We start from the raw sequence: 16,962 nt of genomic DNA, 5'->3' as shown, positions 1-16,962 counted from the left end.
GATGCTGGCGCTGATCGCAGGCACCGGAGCGTTGCCGGATGAGGTGGTCGCATCATTGCAGGAACGACCTTTGGTTTGCGCGTTGGAAGGGTTCGAGCCGGACCGCCTGACGCCGGATATTGTATTCCCGCTGGAACAATTGGGCAGTTTCATTGCTGACCTTAAAAAACGTGGAGTGACAGGGATTTGTATGGCGGGCGCTGTGCGACGCCCCGTTGTTGATCCCGCGCGGATAGATGCCGCAACGATGCCTTTGGTTCCGATCCTGCAACAGGCAATATTGTCGGGCGATGATGGTGCCTTGCGGGCTGTGATAGGCATCTTTGAAGAGTCCGGCCTGTCTGTTCACGCCGCACATGACATCGCGCCCAACCTTCTGCCGCCGATTGGCTGTCTGACCGAAGCCACCCCGTCCGAGACCGACCTGTCCGACGCGGACCGGGCTGTCGGTATTCTGCGCGCGATGGGTGTCGCGGACATTGGGCAGGCCTGTGTCGTTCTGAAGGGGCAGGCTCTTGCCATCGAAAGTATCTTTGGAACCGCCTGGATGCTGCAGTCTTTGTCTCAGCGCCCTGATGCGGGTGGGGGGGTTCTGTTCAAAGGCCCGAAGCCCGATCAGGACCGGCGCGCAGACATGCCCGCAATTGGCCCCGATACGGTATCCGGTGCGGTGGCAGCAGGTTTGTCTGGAATCGTTGTTGAAAAAGGTGGTGTTCTGGTTCTTCAACAGGATCGCGTCATCGAGGAGTGTAACCGCCTCGGCCTGTTTCTGACTGTGCGCGAGCGGGCGGTCTGATGCGCGTCTTTCTGGTCGCCGGGGAACCTTCGGGCGACCGATTGGGTGGCGCGCTGATGGAAGGGTTGAAGACCCTTGACCCCGATGTGGAGTTTGATGGGGTCGGTGGTCCTTTGATGCAGGCGCAAGGGCTGACCAGTCGCTTTCCGATGTCAGAACTCAGTGTCATGGGGCTGGTCGAGGTTTTACCCAAGTTCTTTCACCTCAAACGCCGCATCGCTGAAACGGCACAGGCTGTGCTGGATACGAAGCCGGATGTGCTGATCACCATCGACAGCCCGGATTTTTCTCTGCGTGTGGCCAAACTGGTAAAGGCATCCGGTGACACACGCACAGTTCATTACGTGGCGCCCTCGGTCTGGGCCTGGCGTCCGGGCCGGGCGGACAAAATGGCCAAGGTTATCGACCATGTTCTGGCCCTGTTGCCCTTCGAGCCACCCTTTATGGAACGCGCGGGCATGGAATGCGATTTCGTAGGCCATCCGGTTGTCAATGAACCCATTGCCTCAGATCAGGATATCTCTGCGTTCCGGGCCGGTTACGGTTTGGGAGACGCCCCTTTGCTATTGGCCCTGCCGGGTTCTCGCCGCGGAGAGGTTGACCGGCTTGCGCCGGTCTTTGGCGAGGCGCTATCTTTGTTCCTCAAAGATCGCCCGTCGATGCGTGTGGTTGTTCCTGCGGTCGCGCATATGGTCGATGCGGTTTCTGAACATATTAAAAACTGGCCCGGCACCCCGGTGGTCGTGGACCCGCGCAAACTGCCCTCGGATCAGGCGCAAGCGCAGAAACGCGCCGCTTTTGCGGCTGCAGACCTGTCGCTGGCGGCGTCCGGTACCGTCTCGCTGGAGTTGGCCGCACAGGCGACCCCAATGGTGATCGCCTACAACCTGAACTGGCTAACGCACCAGATCGCGCAGCGGATGGTCAAGCTGGACACAGTCACACTGGTCAATCTGGTGTCCGAAACACGCGCGGTGCCGGAATGTCTGTTGAATGACTGCCGACCTGAGAAAATTGCCGCAGCGCTTGCGCAAGTGGCGGAAAATCCAGATGCGCAGCGGGAAGCCATGACCGTGACCATGGAACGTTTGGGGCGTGGGGGAGAAGCCCCGGGATTGCGGGCGGCCCGTGCAGTATTGGAACGGATGCACGCCTGATGCTGGATCACGTTGTCTTTGCGGCGTCGGCTTTCATGGCGCAGGTGCTGACCAACCTCGATAATCTGGCGGCTCTGCTGGCATTAATGATGGTGTCCGGCCCACGCCGCGCCGTGTTGGGGTTCCTGCTGGCCCAACTGATCGTTATCTGCGCCGCGCTACTGTTGGCCCTTGGGGTCGATGATGTGGTGCCGCACTGGGCCGGATATCTGGGCGTGATCCCTCTGACCCTCGGGATTGTTGGGGTGGTTCGTCAGATACGTGGGCGACAGTCCGAGGACGGCCCGCGCGTGGCTGCAAGTGCATCAATGCTTGTCACCATGATGCTGTTCATCAGCCTGTCGATGGATACTTTCGCGGTCTTGGCACCGTTGCTGGCGGATTCGGCGCCAAGCTACCGCGCGGCCGGCGTGGTTGGCGCTGTCTGTGCTGCGTTCGGACTTGCGTTGCTTGGGCTTCTGGGCAGCCGAGCCAGCTTTATGACCGGTGGCGTTGCGCAGCGGCTCGAACGGCTTGTCCCGTTTGTGATGATCTGCGCGGGTCTTTATATCCTGAGCAATTCCTGGACGGACGCGATTTAATACCCGCGCCAGATCCAGCCACCGCCAAAGATGCGGCTGCCCTCATTTGCATAGAACACACAAGCCTGACCCGGAGAAATTCCTTCTTCAGGTGTCAGCAACTCGACCTCGGCAGTGGTTTCCGACAGCGGACGAATGATCGCCTCACGCGGCGGGCGGGTTGACCGGACCTTGACCGACAGATGCCATTCCTTTTGCGAGGTAAAGGGTTCGTCGCCCAGCCAGTTGATCTCGCGCACGGGGACGACACGAGTTGCCAGCATCTCTTTCGGCCCAACGACGACCTGCTTCTTGTCCACGTCCAGCTTGACCACATAGAGCGGCTCGCTCAGACCGCCGATGCCAAGGCCACGACGTTGGCCGATGGTGTAATGGATCACGCCATCATGCTGCGCCAGAACACGGCCGTCGGCGTGAACGATCTCGCCCGGTTCGGCGGCACCAGGGCGCAGCTTTTCGATCACGCTGGCATAGTTGCCATCGGGCACGAAACAGATATCCTGACTGTCGGGCTTGTCGGCCACGGCCAGACCGTACTGCGCCGCCATCTCACGGGTGGCGTCCTTCGAGGGCAGGTGGCCAAGAGGAAAGCGCAGGAAGTCCAACTGTTCCGGCGTGGTCGAGAACAGGAAATAAGACTGATCGCGGTTGGCGTCTTCGGCACTGTGCAATTCCGGGCCATTCGAACCCATCTTGCGCTGGATATAGTGACCGGTCGCCATGCAATCGGCCTCAAGATCCTTGGCAGTTTCCAACAGGTCCTTGAACTTCACCCGTTCATTGCAACGGATACAAGGCACCGGGGTCGCGCCCGCCAGATAGCTGTCGGCGAACTCGTCGATGACTGCGTCTTTGAAGATGTTCTCATAATCCAGAACGTAATGCGGAAAACCGCGTTCTTCGGCCACACGCCGCGCGTCGTGGATATCGATCCCGGCGCAACAGGCCCCTTTCTTGGCCAGCGCCGCGCCGTGGTCATACAACTGAAGTGTCACGCCCACCACGTCATAGCCCTGATCCGCCAGATAAGCCGCCACGACGGAACTGTCGACACCACCGGACATGGCCACGACCACCCGCGTTTCCGAAGGCGGTTTGGCAAAGCCAAGCGAGTTCAGCGGGGTCTCGGTATCGAGGGCCATGGGCGGGTTCCGTTCCGGGTTAAGAAAGACCGGCAGAATATAGGAAAATTCTACACACTCTCAAGGGGCGGTTTCACGCAGCATTAAGTAGGCTGGTGCCAGCTTTGATGCAGCAAGAAAAGGGTAGAACGATGTATTTGCACAAAGTGGAAGGGCCAAGGTCGATTACCTTGCCGGATGGGTCAATTCTGACACGTGCGGACTTACCTCCGGCGGATACACGCAGATGGGTTGCTTCGCGCAAGATTCTGGTGGTGCGCGGGGTGCTTTACGGGCTGATCACCCTGTCTGAGGCGAAAAAGCAATACGGGATCAGTGATGAGGAATTCACTAGCTGGGTTTCCATGGTCGCCGAACATGGGGTCGATGCTTTGAAGGCGACTACGCTAAAAAAATATCGACAACCTAAGAGGGAAAGTGAATAAATGATTCAACGGTAACGTCAGATTAACCATTTTTGTTCAGGCTCGATTTTAATTGGAAAAATTGAACTGAATTGGAGCAGTTAAATGCGCATACTTCTTGTCGAGGATGATCCGACAACATCCAAAAGCATCGAATTGATGCTGACTCATGCAAACCTGAACGTGTATGCGACGGATCTGGGCGAAGAAGGCATCGATCTGGCAAAGCTCTATGATTACGATCTGATCCTGTTGGATCTGAACCTGCCCGACATGAACGGACATGAGGTTCTGCGCCAGCTTCGAATTGCACGGGTTGAGACACCAATCCTGATCCTGTCAGGCGCTGACGATACGGAAAGCAAAATCAAAGGGTTCGGGTTTGGGGCGGATGACTACCTGACCAAGCCCTTCTACCGAGAGGAACTGGTGGCTCGTATTCACGCGATCATCAGACGCTCCAAAGGGCATTCGCAGTCAATCATCAACACAGGCCGTGTTGCGGTTAACCTGGATGCCAAGACGGTCGAGGTTGAAGGCAAGACCGTGCATCTGACTGGCAAGGAATATCAGATGCTGGAGCTTTTGAGCCTCCGCAAGGGCACAACTCTGACCAAAGAGATGTTCCTTAACCACCTTTATGGCGGCATGGATGAACCAGAGTTGAAGATCATCGACGTTTTCATTTGCAAGCTACGCAAAAAGCTCAGCAATGCGACGGGTGGCCAGAACTACATTGAAACGGTTTGGGGCAGGGGATACGTGCTGCGCGACCCTCAGGCCAGCGGTGTTGACGAAACCCGGATGGCGGTCGGCGCCTGACTTTCATTAAATGACTGCCGTTGCTGGTCCAGGGCGGCACCATCACTCACGGCTCAGCACAACACTGGACCTGGCCATGGCCTCGCCCTATCACTGGGGTCCAAGTAGACGTGACAGGGCGAGGCCATGAGCGAATCCACTCCGGTATCGGAATTGACTGAACAGGCGGCGCGGTCAGAATTGGCGCGGTTGGCGGCAGAGATCGCCCGTGCCAATCAGCTTTACCATGCAGAAGATGCGCCGGAAATTTCGGATGCTGACTACGATGCGTTGAAACGGCGCAATGTCGAGATTGAAGAGCGGTTTCCACACCTGAAACGTGACGACAGCCCAAGCGATCAGGTTGGCGCGCGCGCAGCAGACGGGTTTTCGAAGGTCACGCATGCCGTTCGCATGATGTCGTTGGGAAATGCCTTTGACGATGCGGATGTCTCGGATTTTGACAGGTCGATTAGGAAGTACTTAGGGCTGACAGACAAAGACAAGCTGGCCTTTACCGCCGAACCAAAGATTGATGGCCTGTCGCTGTCTCTGCGGTACGAGAAGGGCCAACTGATTCAGGCGGCCACACGTGGCGACGGTGAGGTCGGTGAAAACGTAACAACCAATGCCATGACTGTCTCGGATATCCCTCATCAGATTGAGGATGCACCGGATGTGTTGGAAGTGCGTGGCGAAATCTACATGTCCCACGCGGATTTCGATGATCTTAATGAACGTCAGGCATCCAAGGGCGGGAAAACCTTCGCCAATCCCAGAAATGCTGCGGCGGGATCGCTGCGGCAGTTGGATGCATCAATCACCCGGTCCCGACCGTTAAGGTTTTTTGCATATGCTTGGGGGGAATTGTCTGAACCCTTGGCCGACACACAAATGGGTGCGATTGACCGGTTGAAATCCTTCGGCTTCCAAGTCAATGAACTGACCCGCTTGTGTAACGACACAGGGCAGATGCTAAAGCACTACCGCGAGATCGAGGCACAAAGGGCGACGCTGGGCTATGACATTGATGGCGTGGTCTACAAGGTCAACGATCTGGCGCTCCAAGGGCGGTTGGGTTTTCGTTCGACCACGCCTCGTTGGGCAATCGCGCATAAGTTTCCGGCAGAGCTTGCCTGGACCCGGCTTGAGGCGATTGACATTCAAGTGGGGCGGACCGGTGCGCTTAGCCCTGTGGCGCGGTTGCACCCCGTCACCGTTGGCGGGGTGGTGGTGTCGAACGCGACCCTGCATAACGAAGACTACATTGCCGGTCGTGACGCCAAAGGCGGAACAATCCGAGATGGAAAGGATATCCGCGTTGGTGATTGGGTGCAGGTCTACCGGGCTGGTGATGTGATTCCCAAGATCTCGGATGTCGATCTTGCAAAACGGCCTGCCGACGCGCAGCCATTTTCGTTTCCGACCAAATGCCCCGAATGCGGAAGTGATGCGATCCGCGAAGACGGTGATGCCGTGCGCCGTTGCACTGGCGGGTTGATATGCCCGGCGCAAGCCGTTGAGAAATTGAAACATTTCGTGTCCCGCAAGGCCTTCGATATCGAAGGGCTGGGGGCCAAACAGATCGAGATGTTCTACGATGATCCCGTGCTGCCGATAAATGCTCCGGCAGATATTTTCACGTTGCAACAGCGGGATTCAGAAAATCTTTCCCGTCTGAAAAATCGGGATGGTTGGGGTGAAACCTCTGCCGGGAACCTGTTTGCTGCGATTGAGGAAAAACGGACGATTCCTTTTGCGCGTCTGCTGTTTGCGCTGGGTATTCGGCATGTTGGCGAAGTTGGCGCCCGCGATCTGGCTTTGTTCTACCGAGACTGGGACACCATGGCCCAAGCGATTGATTCCGCGCGGCTTGCCGCGTTGGCATATCGGGCTGCGGATGAGGCGGAAGAAGCGGAACGGATCGCCGCGACCTCAGAAAGTCGACGCGCGCGCGTTAAAGAGGCGCGGGACTTGGCCATGGCAAAGCTGGACGTACCGGCAGATGCAGCGGCGGCATGGTCAGATCTGACAGGGATCGATGGGATCGGAGCGACGCTGGGGCTCTCGTTGTCTGATGCTTTTGCCAATACGGATGAACGGGATGCCTTCAATGAGCTGCGCAGCCACCTGACAATCATTGCGCCCGATGCCCCTGCAACTGACAGCCCTGTTGCCGGTAAAACGGTGGTCTTCACCGGAACACTGGAAAAAATGACCCGGGCCGAGGCAAAGGCGCGCGCCGAGGCATTGGGCGCGAAGGTCTCCGGCTCGGTCAGTCAGAAGACGGATCTGCTGGTTGCGGGGCCCGGGGCCGGGTCGAAAGCCAAAAAAGCAGCGGATTTGGGCATTGAAACCCTGGATGAAGACGGCTGGTTGCAGCTGATCGGGGATGCATGAGCGGCCGCCCCGAGAAACTGTTCCCGCTGTTTGCGGGGTTGGAAACGCTGGACGGTGTTGGCCCCAAAACCGCGCAACATATGGCTCAGTTGGGGATCGAGTCGCCTCGGGACGTGTTGTATGCGCTACCTTATGCCGTGGTGGACAGGCGACGCCGAGAGACCGTTCAGGGGGCTGACCTGCCCTCGATCGTGACAGTTGAGGTGACAGTGGGAACGCATCGCCCGGCCCGAAATCGCGGCGGCGCCTATCGCATCCATGTTGAGGACAGCCAGACCGATTTCCAGCTCGTGTTTTTCCATGCGCGCGGCGACTATCTGAAGAAAATCCTGCCGCAGGGTGCGCGCCGGGTGGTGTCAGGCAAGCTGGAGCTGTTTGATGGCATGGCGCAGATGGTGCATCCGGATCACATCGTGCCGCCCGAAGAAGCCGCTGGTTTGCCGGAATTTGAACCCGTGTACCATCTGACGCAGGGTGTTTCACAAAAAATCGCCTATAAGGCGGCGCAAAGCGCTTTGACCCGCGCGCCAGAATTGGCGGAGTGGGCCGATCCGACGCAGGTCGCTCGACAGAACTGGCCCGATTGGCGCTCGGCCATGCAGGCAGCACACCATCCTAAGGGCGCGGATGACGTCGCGCCCTTTGCGCCAGCACGGGAACGCTTGGCCTATGATGAGCTGTTTGCGCACCAGCTGACACTGGCGCTGGCACGTCAGCGCGAGCGCAAAGCACGCGGGATCGTCAGTATCGGCTCTGGCCAGTTGCAGTCCAAAGTTCTGGGCAGTCTGTCCTATCGTCCAACCGGGGCACAGACGCGCGCCATCGAGGAAATTTCAGCGGATATGTCATCCGAGGCGCGCATGAACCGGCTGTTGCAGGGGGATGTGGGTGCGGGCAAGACGCTGGTCGGCTTCCTTGCCTTGTTGATCGCTGTCGAGGCCGGTGGTCAGGGGGTCATGATGGCCCCGACCGAAATTCTGGCCCGTCAGCATCTTGAAGGGCTGCGCCCTCTGGCAGAGGAGGCGGGTGTCGTGCTGGAAATACTGACCGGGCGCGACAAAGGGTCAGAGCGACGGGCCAAGGTGGAAGCGCTGAAACGGGGTGACATACATATACTGGTCGGCACGCATGCGGTGTTCCAAAGCGATGTTGAGTTTCACGACCTTCGGTTGGCGATTGTTGACGAACAGCATCGGTTTGGTGTGCGGCAACGAATGGAATTGTCCGAAAAAGGGCAGGGCGCGGACGTCCTGGTCATGACCGCTACCCCCATCCCGCGCAGCCTGGCGCTTGCGCAATATGGCGACATGGATATCTCGGTGCTGGATGAAAAGCCGCCGGGCCGGAAACCGATTAAGACGGCGATAGTCAGTACGCAACGCATGGATGAGGTTGTGGCCCACCTGCGCAGTGCCATCGAGGACGGCAAGCAATGCTATTGGGTCTGTCCTTTGGTCGATGAATCCGAGGTGTCAGACCTGACTGCGGCAGAAGAACGGTTCAAGCGTCTGCGCGCATTGTTGGGGGATGACGCGGTCGGTCTGGTCCATGGTCAGATGCCACCCGCTGAAAAAGATGCGGCGATGGCGGCCTTTCAATCCGGTCAAACCAAGGTTCTTGTCGCCACAACAGTGATTGAGGTCGGGGTCAACGTACCTAACGCGACAATCATGGTGATTGAACGGGCCGAAATCTTTGGCCTTGCGCAATTGCACCAGCTCAGAGGTCGCGTGGGGCGCGGTGAGGATGCCTCGACATGCCTGCTGATGTATCAGGCACCGCTGAGTGATGGCGGGCGCAAGCGTCTGGAGGTTCTGCGTGAGACTGAGGACGGTTTCCGCATCGCCGAAACCGATTTACAGATGCGCGGTGCCGGTGATCTGATCGGGACGGCGCAATCCGGATTGCCCCGGTTCCGCATAGCGGATCTGGAGCGGCAGGCCGGGCTGATGGCGGTGGCGCAAACCGATGCACGGGCATTGTTGTCGGGTGACCCGAAATTGAACTCGGACCGAGGGCAGGCGGCGCGTGTTCTTTTGTGGTTGATGAAACAGGATCAGGCGATCCGTTTGATTTCAGTGGGTTAGCGTAAAAATCCCGATTAGTTCACAAATGTTCTCAAAAAGTTCTTTACTGACTCGGAAAAATGTGAGAACAAAAGGTCAACAAATGATTAAAGCTCTGACCGGAGGTGACACTATGCTGACCCAGATCAAGACCGCTTTCAGCCGCTCGCAAGCCACGCTTTTGCAGGATGTAGCTGGTGTCGTGTCCTTGGTGGTGATGCTGATGGTTGCCCTTCACCTGCCTATGGGCTTCTGACTGTTTCTGCCTGCGATCTCGTGCCGTTTACCCCGCGCTTGTTTCCCCATCTGAATCAAGGGTGACCTGCCTGTCCCAATCCCTTGAAGGGGCCAGCCTCGGCCCCACGCGGAAAACCGGATCCCACACGAGACACGCACAACCTGCCGCCGCCCTTTCCGCCCGGAAGGTGCGGCGGTTTTTTTACAACTGACCGGTTTTGAAAATCTCAAGCATCGCCGACAATACGGAATTAACGGCAACCGAGGCCAGGATCATGCCCATAATTCGGCTGATGATCGCCGCGCCGGAATGACCAATCCAGCGAATGATCGGCTCGGCCAGCAGCATTAAGACAAATGCAATTGCGATGACTGACAGCATCACCAGCGCCGTTATACCCTGATCCGTTGCGCTGTAGCGGTTGTTGTCTGTCAGGATAACGATCGCCAGCATGGCACCCGGCGACGCAAGAGAGGGCACCGCCAGCGGGAAAATCGCCGGGTTGGTCTTGTGCATCTTGTCCTCAAGGTCTTCCTCGGCCTGCCGTTGTTCGATGTCCTGCTTGCTTTCGCCAAAGATCATCGTCAGGGCAAACAGGAACAGGATGATCCCGCCTGCGACCTGAAATGAGTTAAGGCCGATATCCAATGCCTCAATCAGAAGCTGCCCGAAAACCAGGAAAAACAGCAGGATACCGGCGCTGACTAACGCAGCCAGAAAAGCCGTTTTGCGGCGCGCTCCGGCTTCTATGCTTGCGGTTACTGCGATGAAAACGGGGATGGTCCCGATGGGGTCGATAACGACCCACAGCGTGACGAAATGCTCGAGCAAATTATTCAAACCACCCCTCCCTCGAAATTGAGGGCGAGACTAGACGGCTTTACCGAAAAACACCAACCTTATGCGCAATTCGCCTGTTCGGCCTGCTTCATCGCTTCCGAGGTGGCTTCCAAAGCCAGCAGGATCGAGGCGTGACGGTTCTTGTAGTCGCGCGCGGGCATCAGGACCTCAAGCCCATCAAAAGGTGCGTCCGGGGCAGGGCCGTCCTTTTTCAGCATGGCCGACAGTTGGTCTCGCGCAGTTTCTACCTGCACGCGCGTTGCGCCGATGACGGCCCCGCCCACAACCGAGGCCGAGGCCTGACCCAGCGCGCAGGCTTTGACATCCTGCCCAAACTCCGAAATTCGACCATCCTGCACCTTGATATCCACCGTAACTGTGGACCCGCACAGCGGCGCGCGTTTTTTTACGGTGGCATCAGGAGAGTCCAACCGATCCAGATGTGGAATATCTGTTGCCAGGGCAAGAATGCGCCCGGAATACAACTTGATCAGGTCAGTTTCGCCAGACATGGCTTCCCCTTTTTGGTCGTTCCCCATACATAGTGGTCGGGCTGGGGGATGCAAAAGGTTTTTACCATGTCAAACACCGTCACGTTCGATCCGTCGACGTTAAAATATAACGAAGCAGGGCTGGTGCCTGCCATCGCTCAGGACGAGGGAACGGGCGAGGTTTTGATGGTGGCCTGGATGAACGCCGAGGCGATAGAGCGGACACTGGACACGGGGCGTGTCACCTATTGGTCCCGCTCGCGCCAGTCGTTCTGGGTTAAGGGCGAAAGCTCGGGTCACGTACAGGAGCTGGTGGACTTCCGCATAGATTGCGACCGAGATTGCCTTCTGGTTTTGGTGCGCCAGACAGGGGCAGCGTGCCACACCAACAGGCGTACCTGTTTCTATACTGCAGTGCGCGAAGGGACCGAGATTGAGTTAATGTCCCCGATGAAGTGACGGTTTGTGCGGAATTTCGCCTTCGGCGAGAGTATTTCTGAAAAGATGAAGAGGCGGCTAAAGTCCGACCATCGCTCTAATATCCTGGGCCGAGGCGCCCTCGGCCCTGTATTTGGCAATGGAACGAGCATCATCGCGTTTGGCAAGGCGCTTGCCGGTGTCGTCGCGGATTAGATTATGGTGGTGATAAACCGGCGTTGGCAGTCCCAGAAGCGCTTGCAGCAGAACGTGAATCTGTGTGGCTTCCAACAGGTCTTCTCCACGAACAACATGTGAGATTTTTTGGTCGGCGTCGTCGATAACGACTGACAGATGATAGGAACTGCCCATGTCGCGGCGCACGAGAATTATGTCGCCCACCAAACGGATCAGGTCATCCGGATCAACAAAATGGTCGCCGGAATTGGTGGCGCCGGTTTCCCGAAACGTCAGAATATCAACCTGTTCCACGGCCTTTTTCATGTTCAACCGCAATACATCATCCGACCCTGCCTCGGTCATGGAACGTTGGCGGCACGTGCCGGGGTAAATACGCCCGTCCGGCCCGAATTGCGGCACACCTTCCTGGGGAGCGCCTGCAGCGAGTTCGATATCTGCGCGGTTACATCGACAGGGATAAACAAGGCCCTTGTTGATTAAGGTTTGCAGAACGTCCCTGTACCTTTGCAAGCGATCCGATTGACGCATGACCGGGTGCGGCCATGTCAGGCCCAGCCAACCGAGATCATCATAGATTTGGTTTTCCCAGCGAGTTCGTGATCTGGATTGGTCGATATCTTCAATCCGAAGCAGAAACTCTCCGCTATTGGCTGATGCCATGTCTTGGGCCAGAAGGGCCGAATAGGCATGGCCAAGATGCAACGGGCCGGTTGGAGATGGGGCGAAGCGGGTGATGAATGTCACGTTGCGACCAGTGCGCAATGCGCAAGCCAATCTGTCCATGCGGTTTTGGCGCGATCCGTGTAAGCCTTGTACCGGTCCTTCCGACCTCTTCGCCCGCCTTTGAGGCCTTCCACGGGGCGGAACAGGCCGAAATTCACATTCACCGGCTGAAACGTTTTGGCCTCAGCTCCGCCGGTAATGTGATGGATCAGGGCCCCCATTGCACTATCCTGAGGAACTTCGGGCAGGGGGTGGCCGAGAATCTCGGCTGCGGCCAGACGTCCGGATAAAAGGCCCATGGCAGCGCTTTCAACATACCCCTCGACCCCCGTGATCTGCCCGGCGAACCGGATGTTCGGCCGGGATTTCAGGCGCATCTGGGCGTCCAGAAGAGTTGGAGAGTTGATAAAGGTATTGCGATGGATACCGCCCAACCGTGCAAAGCTGGCATTTTCAAGCCCGGGAATCATACGAAAAACATCCGTTTGCGCGCCGTATTTCATCTTGGTCTGGAAGCCAACGATATTGAATAATGTGCCCAGGGCGTTGTCGCGGCGCAATTGAACCACGGCATAGGGCTTTGTCTCGGGTTCATGCGGGTTGGTCAGGCCGACCGGTTTCATCGGCCCATGGCGCAGGGTTTCGCGCCCGCGTTCGGCCATCACTTCAATAGGCAGGCAACCGTCGAAATAACCGGCTGTTTCACCTTCATGAAACTCGGTCTTGTCGGCGGCCAGCAGCGCATCGATGAAAGCCTCGTATTGGTCACGATCCATCGGACAGTTCAGATAGGCCGTGCGTTCTTCTTCGGTCTCGCCTTTGTCGTACCTAGATTGCATCCAGGCCTGGCTCATATCGATGCTGTCGGCATAGACGATCGGGGCGATTGCATCGAAAAAGGCCAGGGCTTCGGCTCCGGTTTCAGACCGTATGGCGGAACCCAGATCAGGCGAGGTCAATGGGCCAGTTGCAAAGATCCACTGACCTTCGTCGGGCAGGGAAGTAACTTCTTCGGCGGTCACAGACACGCGCGGATGGGCCTGAAGTTTTGCTGTCACAGTTTCGGCAAACGGTTCACGATCCACAGCCAACGCACCGCCTGCGGGCAGGCGATGGATATCCGCTGTGGACATGATCAGCCCGTTGGCAGCCCGCATTTCCCAATGCAGCAACCCGACCGCGTTTTGTTCATCGTCGTCCGAACGGAAGGAGTTCGAACACACCATCTCGGCCAGGTTGCCGGTTTGATGCGCAAAAGTGCCTACTTTGGGTCGCATTTCGTGGATCACAACATCCACACCCATCTCTGCGGCTTGCCAGGCGGCCTCGGACCCGGCCATGCCGCCACCAACGATATGCAATCTCTGTGTCATAAGCAGCCACATAGGGCACCGCACAGACATACGCAACGCGCGATTCAGAGCTTATTTTAAGGGAAGTCTTGGGGTCGCCGCCGCGGGAATGTCAACGCCGGTGAGAGAAACCAGCTTGGAGGGACCTTCCGCCCACGGCGACCCAAAAGCACTATTTAGGCCTCAGCCTTGTCCCAGCATTGCCACAGTGTCGCCCTTTTGGGAAGGGCAAAAATGCGAACAGTCGATAAAGTTTTGTAAAATAATTGCCTTACTGATGCCAATTTGGCGATCTTTTCTCGATAAAGGCCGAGATTCCTTCTTCTGTATCCGGATAGAGCATATTCTGCGCCATTACGTCCGCAGTGTAGGAATAGGCCTGTTCCAGCGGCATTTGTAGCTGCTGATAGAATGCCTGTTTCCCAATTTTGACGGCGGCGCCTAGTTTACCCGCCAACTGTTCGGCCAAAGCAATCGACTCTTGCTCAAGTGACGCAGCCGGGACAACACGATTCACCAAACCCAGTTCAGCCGCGCGTTCCGCTGAAATAAAATCTCCGGTTGTCAGCATCTCAAATGCCTGCTTGCGAGGTATGTTGCGGCTGAGCGCAACCATAGGAGTCGAGCAGAACAGGCCGATATTGACTCCGTTCACCCCAAACCGTGTGCCTTCCGCCGCGATGGCCAGATCGCAGGTCGCAACCAACTGGCAGCCAGCGGCCGTGGCAATTCCGTGGGTTTGAGCGATAACGGGCTGGGGCAGGGACTGGATGGACATCATCATGCGTGCGCAGCGGTCGAACAAATCCTGAAAATAAGCCTTGCCGCCGTCATCTGCCTGTCGGCCCTGTGTCATCTGTTTCAGGTCATGCCCGGCACAAAAAGCTTTGCCCGCGCCAGACAGAACAACCACCCGAATCGAGTGGTCCTGATGTAGCGCATCCAATTCGGCCTGCAAGGCCGCCAGCATCTCATCGCTAAGGGCGTTCAGGCGATCGGGGGCATTCATCTTAAGAAACGCGATTGCGCCCGTGTCGTTACGTTCCAGAATTGCCATCTTGCCCTCCTGCTGGCTGTCGGCCAACTGTAGGGCGGCACGACACGGAGGGGAAGTATGTCATTGGCGCTGAACAAAGAAGAACTGGCGGATTACCTTGCGCAGGTCTTTCCCCAGGTTCACAAGGACTTTGTCGTCGAGGATTTGACCGAAGACACAATCAGAATGCGTCTTGTCGTGGCCGAACGCCACTTGCGCCCCGGCGGCACCGTGTCGGGCCCAGCGATGTTCAGTCTGGCGGATGTCAGTGTCTATGCGATGGTTCTGGCGCGGAAGGGAAGGCAATCTTTGGCTGTAACTACAAACAGTTCGATGGATTTTCTGCGAAAACCAGAAGGCGCCGCAGATATGATCGCGGAATGTCGGTTATTGAAGCTGGGCCGCAGTCTGGCAGTTGGGGATGTATTGATGTTCTCGGACGGCTCCGACAAACCCGTGGCCCGCGCCAGCATGACCTATTCGATCCCGCCCCAAGGTTCGGCTGCGGCGGCTTTCGGATAAAAAAGGCCGGGGAAAAACCCCGGCCCAGGAAGAGGTCCCGAAATCGGGACTGAGGATAACTCAGTGCATCCAGAAATAGCGGGCCGTTTCATCCTGCGATTGTAGTCGGGTCAAACCGACATCACGCAGAAGCCTGTCATCCAGCTTGCCGAGATTGATGCGGCTGCGCCGGCGACGCTCCCATTTCGTGACCGTCGCGGCAAACCGCACGGCCAGTGCGGCGATCAGCGGCAGCCGTGGGCTGTCGTTCAGCAGCAAAAGGGCGGGGGTGTGCATTGCGCGTGTCATCTTGGGTATCCTTTCATAATTGTATTGACACAAAGCGTAAATGTTCGGTACATACGCTTGATACATTCAGGATTGTGTCAAAAGCAAAGGAAGAATTGTAATGGATACAATTTGGCCAGAGATGTTGCTCAAGACCAAGGGGCCGAAATACACTCTGGTCGCGGACACCATCCGAAAGGCAATAGAAAACAAAACGCTAGAGGTCGGGGTTAAGCTGCCTCCGGTGCGTGAACTTGCGTACCGATTGCAAATTACCCCCGGGACGGTCGCGCGGGCCTATACGATTCTGACGGATGAGGGATTGTTACAGGCCGAAGTTGGGCGTGGTACATTCGTCGCACCACCGAAATCTCCGATTCTGGATGATGTCTGGTCCCGGCAGTTACATCTGGCCGAGACCAGTGATGGTCGTCAGGTCAGTCTTTTCAGCCCAAGACTGCCGGATATGGGGCAGGTCAAGCTGATCCGTGAATGCATGGAAAAGGTATCGCATGCTGATCCGTGGCTTTTTATGAATTACCCAACACGCGATGCTTACGCCCCCATGAGACAGGCGGTGGTCGAGTGGCTCTCGGATCTGCCGCTGGGGCCACTGACACATGATGACATTGTGTTGACACATGGCGGTCAGAACGGACTGTGCCTGGTGTTCCAGACGATATTACAGGGCGCGAAACCTGTCGTGCTGGTCGAGGATTTGTCCTACGCAGGGTTCCGCAGGGCAGGGGAACTGATGCGGGCCGAGGTGATCGGGATCAAGATGGATCAATGGGGCATCGACCCCGACGCGATGGAGCATGTTTTGCGCCAAACCAAGGCGCAGGCCGTCTGTGTTTCGCCTGAGGTGCAGAATCCCACCGGTGCGCATACCCCGCTGGAACGGCGTAAGGAAATCGTCGAGATCGCGCGTCGTTATGATTTACAAATCATTGAGGATGACTGTTATCGCATGGGCGATGCGCAAGAGCCCAGCTTTCGTGCTCTGGCCCCGGAACGCGGCTGGCATGTCTCGTCGATCTCGAAAACCCTCACGCCTGCTTTGCGCGTAGGTTTTGCTATCGCGCCTCGGGAACGCAGCGTGGATCTGCGCCGGTCCGCCGAATATGGCTATTTCGGTCTGGCGCAGCCCCTGGCGGAATTGACCCGCCTGTTACTGTCCGACCCCCGGACGCGACAGGTCGCCAGAGATGTGCGCAAGCGTATGCGGGACTATGTACGCGTTACGGTTAACGCTCTGGGTGGATTCGATCTGAATTGGGCGCCGGATGTGCCCTTCGTCTGGCTCAGCCTGCCCTCGGGCTGGCGTGCAGCGGCCTTTAGTCGGGCAGCAGAGCGTGAGGGGATACAGCTCAGGTCGGCCGACGAATTTGCTCTGCGCGATGGACGCGCACCCAATGCCGTGCGTATTGCCATGAATGGCCATGTGTCGCTGGACCGGTTCGAGGATGCCATGCTGCGCCTGCGCGCCTTGCTGGACAATCCGCCCGAACAGATCAGTGTCTGACCG

Annotated in this window: 18 protein-coding genes; 11 read left to right on the top strand and 7 right to left on the bottom strand. The window is 57.5% G+C overall.

Annotation, left to right across the window (positions count from 1 at the left end; translation table 11 throughout):
• Window position 1 precedes the first annotated feature (1 nt).
• Genes ACP0GE_RS20365 through ACP0GE_RS20355 form a run of 3 tightly spaced genes read left to right on the top strand, consistent with a single transcriptional unit; the run spans window position 2 to window position 2,534 of the window.
• Window positions 2-796 carry an LpxI family protein gene (locus ACP0GE_RS20365; RefSeq protein ID WP_424833706.1) on the top strand — a complete coding sequence of 265 codons (795 nt, stop codon included), beginning with the start codon at window positions 2-4 and terminating at the stop codon, window positions 794-796.
• Complete coding sequence (gene lpxB / locus ACP0GE_RS20360; protein WP_424833705.1) at window positions 796-1,953, top strand: lipid-A-disaccharide synthase; 1,158 nt, start codon at window positions 796-798, stop codon at window positions 1,951-1,953. The genes ACP0GE_RS20365 and lpxB overlap by 1 nt, the downstream gene beginning before the upstream one ends.
• Window positions 1,953-2,534: a hypothetical protein gene (locus tag ACP0GE_RS20355; protein ID WP_424833704.1), complete on the top strand. Its 582-nt coding sequence runs from the start codon at window positions 1,953-1,955 to the stop codon at window positions 2,532-2,534. The genes lpxB and ACP0GE_RS20355 overlap by 1 nt, the downstream gene beginning before the upstream one ends.
• On the opposite strand, the gene mnmA is transcribed toward ACP0GE_RS20355, so the two are convergent.
• Window positions 2,531-3,676, bottom strand: coding sequence for a tRNA 2-thiouridine(34) synthase MnmA (gene mnmA / locus ACP0GE_RS20350; protein ID WP_424833703.1), 1,146 nt, complete (start codon window positions 3,674-3,676; stop codon window positions 2,531-2,533). The genes ACP0GE_RS20355 and mnmA overlap by 4 nt on opposite strands.
• A 131-nt stretch (window positions 3,677-3,807) precedes the next feature.
• Here mnmA and ACP0GE_RS20345 point away from each other — a divergent pair, with 131 nt between their 5' ends.
• The 5 genes from ACP0GE_RS20345 (at window position 3,808) to ACP0GE_RS20325 (ending at window position 9,603) form a co-directional block, all read left to right on the top strand.
• Window positions 3,808-4,101, top strand: coding sequence for a DUF1153 domain-containing protein (locus ACP0GE_RS20345; RefSeq protein ID WP_424833702.1), 294 nt, complete (start codon window positions 3,808-3,810; stop codon window positions 4,099-4,101).
• Window positions 4,102-4,185: 84 nt separating this feature from the next.
• Complete coding sequence (ctrA, locus tag ACP0GE_RS20340) at window positions 4,186-4,902, top strand: response regulator transcription factor CtrA (RefSeq protein ID WP_424833701.1); 717 nt, start codon at window positions 4,186-4,188, stop codon at window positions 4,900-4,902.
• A 126-nt stretch (window positions 4,903-5,028) separates the two neighbouring features.
• Window positions 5,029-7,281, top strand: coding sequence for an NAD-dependent DNA ligase LigA (ligA, locus tag ACP0GE_RS20335; protein WP_424833700.1), 2,253 nt, complete (start codon window positions 5,029-5,031; stop codon window positions 7,279-7,281).
• On the top strand, window positions 7,278-9,368 hold the full coding sequence (recG, locus tag ACP0GE_RS20330; protein ID WP_424833699.1) for an ATP-dependent DNA helicase RecG: 2,091 nt from the start codon (window positions 7,278-7,280) through the stop codon (window positions 9,366-9,368). Before ligA ends, recG begins: the two co-directional genes overlap by 4 nt.
• 82 nt (window positions 9,369-9,450) lie before the next feature.
• On the top strand, window positions 9,451-9,603 hold the full coding sequence (locus tag ACP0GE_RS20325) for a hypothetical protein (RefSeq protein WP_424833698.1): 153 nt from the start codon (window positions 9,451-9,453) through the stop codon (window positions 9,601-9,603).
• 183 nt (window positions 9,604-9,786) lie between these two features.
• Here the strand turns inward: ACP0GE_RS20325 and ACP0GE_RS20320 are convergent, their stop codons facing one another.
• Window positions 9,787-10,425 carry a MarC family protein gene (locus ACP0GE_RS20320; protein WP_424833697.1) on the bottom strand — a complete coding sequence of 213 codons (639 nt, stop codon included), beginning with the start codon at window positions 10,423-10,425 and terminating at the stop codon, window positions 9,787-9,789.
• Window positions 10,426-10,484: 59 nt separating this feature from the next.
• Complete coding sequence (locus tag ACP0GE_RS20315) at window positions 10,485-10,937, bottom strand: iron-sulfur cluster assembly scaffold protein (protein WP_424833696.1); 453 nt, start codon at window positions 10,935-10,937, stop codon at window positions 10,485-10,487.
• Between the two features lie 48 nt (window positions 10,938-10,985).
• Here ACP0GE_RS20315 and hisI point away from each other — a divergent pair, with 48 nt between their 5' ends.
• Window positions 10,986-11,375, top strand: a complete 390-nt coding sequence (gene hisI, locus ACP0GE_RS20310; RefSeq protein WP_424833695.1) for a phosphoribosyl-AMP cyclohydrolase — start codon at window positions 10,986-10,988, stop codon at window positions 11,373-11,375.
• 57 nt (window positions 11,376-11,432) lie between these two features.
• Here the strand turns inward: hisI and gluQRS are convergent, their stop codons facing one another.
• The 3 genes from gluQRS to ACP0GE_RS20295 form a co-directional block, all read right to left on the bottom strand.
• Window positions 11,433-12,278, bottom strand: coding sequence for a tRNA glutamyl-Q(34) synthetase GluQRS (gene gluQRS / locus ACP0GE_RS20305; RefSeq protein ID WP_424833879.1), 846 nt, complete (start codon window positions 12,276-12,278; stop codon window positions 11,433-11,435).
• Window positions 12,275-13,630 carry a methylenetetrahydrofolate--tRNA-(uracil(54)-C(5))-methyltransferase (FADH(2)-oxidizing) TrmFO gene (gene trmFO / locus ACP0GE_RS20300; protein WP_424833694.1) on the bottom strand — a complete coding sequence of 452 codons (1,356 nt, stop codon included), beginning with the start codon at window positions 13,628-13,630 and terminating at the stop codon, window positions 12,275-12,277. Before trmFO ends, gluQRS begins: the two co-directional genes overlap by 4 nt.
• Before the next feature lie 250 nt (window positions 13,631-13,880).
• Entirely contained in the window at window positions 13,881-14,693 is an 813-nt protein-coding gene (locus ACP0GE_RS20295; RefSeq protein ID WP_424833693.1) for an enoyl-CoA hydratase, read from the bottom strand.
• A 30-nt stretch (window positions 14,694-14,723) separates the two neighbouring features.
• Between ACP0GE_RS20295 and ACP0GE_RS20290 the strand changes: the two genes are divergently transcribed.
• On the top strand, window positions 14,724-15,167 hold the full coding sequence (locus ACP0GE_RS20290) for a PaaI family thioesterase (protein WP_424833692.1): 444 nt from the start codon (window positions 14,724-14,726) through the stop codon (window positions 15,165-15,167).
• Between the two features lie 60 nt (window positions 15,168-15,227).
• Here the strand turns inward: ACP0GE_RS20290 and ACP0GE_RS20285 are convergent, their stop codons facing one another.
• Window positions 15,228-15,455: a DUF1127 domain-containing protein gene (locus ACP0GE_RS20285; protein ID WP_424833691.1), complete on the bottom strand. Its 228-nt coding sequence runs from the start codon at window positions 15,453-15,455 to the stop codon at window positions 15,228-15,230.
• A 100-nt stretch (window positions 15,456-15,555) separates the two neighbouring features.
• Between ACP0GE_RS20285 and ACP0GE_RS20280 the strand changes: the two genes are divergently transcribed.
• Window positions 15,556-16,959, top strand: a complete 1,404-nt coding sequence (locus ACP0GE_RS20280; RefSeq protein WP_424833690.1) for a PLP-dependent aminotransferase family protein — start codon at window positions 15,556-15,558, stop codon at window positions 16,957-16,959.
• Window positions 16,960-16,962 lie beyond the last annotated feature (3 nt).

The organism is Ruegeria sp. (assembly GCF_965243365.1).
Classification (GTDB): domain Bacteria; phylum Pseudomonadota; class Alphaproteobacteria; order Rhodobacterales; family Rhodobacteraceae; genus Ruegeria.
This window is presented reverse-complemented; position numbering and strand designations above follow the sequence as displayed.